This is a genomic window from Nocardia sp. NPDC050793, assembly GCF_040654065.1.
Lineage (GTDB): Bacteria > Actinomycetota > Actinomycetes > Mycobacteriales > Mycobacteriaceae > Nocardia.
This window is the reverse complement of the sequence record NZ_JBFAHG010000025.1, coordinates 1-2,522: the sequence shown is the minus strand read 5'-3', so window position 1 is coordinate 2,522 and position 2,522 is coordinate 1. Positions and strand designations below refer to the sequence as shown.

General features: G+C 63.8%; 3 protein-coding genes. 2 read left to right on the top strand and 1 reads right to left on the bottom strand.

Going from position 1 to position 2,522, the window contains the following annotated elements; all coding sequences use genetic code 11:
• Nucleotides 1–1,166, bottom strand: a 1,166-nt coding sequence (locus AB0H50_RS35480; RefSeq protein ID WP_357461657.1) for an IS256 family transposase, incomplete at its 3' end; no start/stop codon positions are given.
• A 258-nt stretch (nucleotides 1,167–1,424) separates the two neighbouring features.
• On the opposite strand from AB0H50_RS35480, the gene AB0H50_RS35475 reads away from it, so the two are divergent.
• Both AB0H50_RS35475 and AB0H50_RS35470 read left to right on the top strand, forming a co-directional pair.
• Complete coding sequence (locus tag AB0H50_RS35475) at nucleotides 1,425–2,132, top strand: AzlC family ABC transporter permease (protein WP_357461656.1); 708 nt, start codon at nucleotides 1,425–1,427, stop codon at nucleotides 2,130–2,132.
• Complete coding sequence (locus AB0H50_RS35470) at nucleotides 2,125–2,451, top strand: AzlD domain-containing protein (protein WP_357461654.1); 327 nt, start codon at nucleotides 2,125–2,127, stop codon at nucleotides 2,449–2,451. Before AB0H50_RS35475 ends, AB0H50_RS35470 begins: the two co-directional genes overlap by 8 nt.
• Nucleotides 2,452–2,522 lie beyond the last annotated feature (71 nt).

Below are 2,522 nucleotides of genomic sequence, written 5' to 3'. Positions count from 1 at the left end.
AGGACGTCGAGTCCGAGATAGCGACGCCCTTCGATCCACTCGTCGTGCTGTTCGGCGAGCACGGCACCGACCAGTCGGATCAATGCAGTCCGGTCGGGAAAGATCCCGACCACATCGGTGCGACGACGGATCTCCTTGTTCAGCCGCTCCTGCGGATTGTTCGACCAGATCTGCCGCCAGATCTGCTTCGGGAACGCGGTGAACGCCAGCAGGTCCGCTCGCGCTGCGTCGAGATGCTCCGCGACCTTGGGTAGTTTCGATTCGAGAGCGTCGATCACCCGGTCGTATTGCGCGTGAACCGAATCAGCGTCGGGTTGGTCGTAGACCGAATGCAGCAACGTCTTCACCCACGGCCACGAGGCCTTCGGGGTCACCGCCATCAGATTGGTCGAGTAATGCGTCCGGCATCGCTGCCAGGACGCGCCGGGCAGGGTCGCGCCGACCGCCCCGACCAGGCCTGCATGGGCATCGGAGGTCACCAACTGCACCCCGGACAGGCCTCGGGCGACCAGTCCGCGGAAAAAGCTCAGCCAGCCGGCGCCGTCCTCGGCGGAGGTGACCTCGACGCCCAGGATTTCGCGGTAACCGTCGGCATTGACCCCGACCGCCACCAAGGTGTGGACGTTGACCACCCGCCCGTTCTCCCGGACCTTGAGCACCAGTGCATCGGCGGCGACGAACGTGTAGGGACCGGCGTCGAGTGGCCGGTTGCGGAAGGCCTCGACCTGCTCGTCCAACTCTTTCGCCATGACGCTGACCTGCGACTTCGACAACGAAGTGATGCCGAGAGTGTCGACGAGTTTCTCCATCCGTCGGGTGGACACCCCGAGCAGATAGCAGGTCGCCACCACGGTGGTCAGCGCTCGTTCGGCCCGTTTGCGCCGCTGCAACAGCCAGTCCGGGAAGTACGAACCCTGTCGCAACTTGGGGATCGCCACATCGAGGGTGCCGACCCGGGTGTCGAAGTCGCGATGCCGGTAGCCGTTGCGGACGTTGACGCGTTCGTCGGAACGTTGCCCGTAGTCGGCTCCGCACAACACGTCGGCTTCGGCACCCATCAGGGCGTCGATGAACATCGACAGCAACTCGCGCAGCAGGTCGGGGCTGGCGCCGGTGAGTCGGTCTTCGACAAGCCGGCGTAGGTCGATATTGTGGGCGGTGGTCATCGCGTGGTCCTGTCTCGAGTGACTTTGGTCGGTCTCTTCGAGAATCACGCGGTGGCCGTCTTTCGTTCGGTTACGACACGCCCGCAGGGTCATTCAGCTGCGGCTCGTACACCATCTTCATGGACGCAACCGTCGGCACATTGAACTGGTGCAACTCGGGTGCGTATCCTTGCGCGCGAAGCAGACCGTTGTCGTTCGTTCGAAGCGCAGCAGCGGGACAAACTCCGACATCGGATGACGCGACTGGAAGGAGTTCGGGTGCCAGAGCCGATCGTCGATTCGCGGCGTCGCCTGCTGTACGAATCAGCGGTGGTTGCCGGCGCAGTATTCGTTGTCGGTGTCGCGTATGGAGCGATGTCGGTGAACGCCGGCCTGCCGATCTGGTTCGCCCCCGTGGTGGGATTCTTTGTTCTCGCTGCTTCCTCGGAAATGCTGTTCGTTGGGCTGCTCGCCGGCGGCGGCAATTCCTGGGTTGCCGCTGCGGCTGCGTTGGCGGTGAATTCTCGTCATCTGCCCTACGGCCTCGCCGCGACCGATGTGCTCGGCACCGGCTGGAAGCGGTTTGCGCGAATTCATCTGGTGAATGACGAAACTGTAGCGTTTGCCGCCGCCCAGCAAACTCCTGCCGAGCGTCGCTTCGCTTACACCTGGTCGGGGCTCGGTATCCTGTTCACCTGGCCGGTAGGCGCCCTGCTCGGTTCCCTCATAGGCCGCATGTTCGATGTCGCGATCATCGGTCTCGACGCCATGTTCCCCGCCGTGATTCTCGCCTTGATCATGTCGGGGATCCGCGACCCTCGTACTCGTTACGGCTGTCTCGCTGCCGCGGTGATCGCGGTCGGCGTGGCCTTCGTTCTCCCCGAAGGTATCGCCCCGGTCTTGGCTGTTCTCGCCCTTCCTCTGATGCGACGCTGCCCCGTCGATCCTGCTCCTGGAGCGGAGAGATCTGAGGTCGCGGATGCTTGATCTGTGGGTGATCTGCTCTGCAGCTGCCTTCCTCGCAGTGGGAACGTATGTCTTGCGCTGGGTGGGGCCTGCGCTGCCCGCCCGTTTGACTGAGTCACCACGCGCCAAACAGGTCATCGATGATTCGGCGATTCTTCTGCTGACGGGTGTGATGGCGACGACCACGCTGTTGCAGGACCAGGGGTTCGCGGGCTGGGCTCGGGTGCTCGGGGTAGGTGCCGCTGGGGTGCTGGCGTGGTTCCGGGCACCGTTGCTGGTGGTGATCATTGCTGCGGCTGTGGTAACTGCGTTGGCGCGAGCGATGTTCGGCCTCGTGTAATTCCGCATGCTCGTCGATCTGGCCGCTGTACGCGACGCGCGCACCTCGAATCACCTCGTGCGATGTCATCG

What these genes read in the sequence shown, in the direction of transcription:
- AB0H50_RS35470 (WP_357461654.1), top strand. Translation starts at nt 2,125, where the DNA reads ATGCTTGATCTGTGGGTGATCTGCTCTGCAGCTGCCTTCCTCGCAGTG.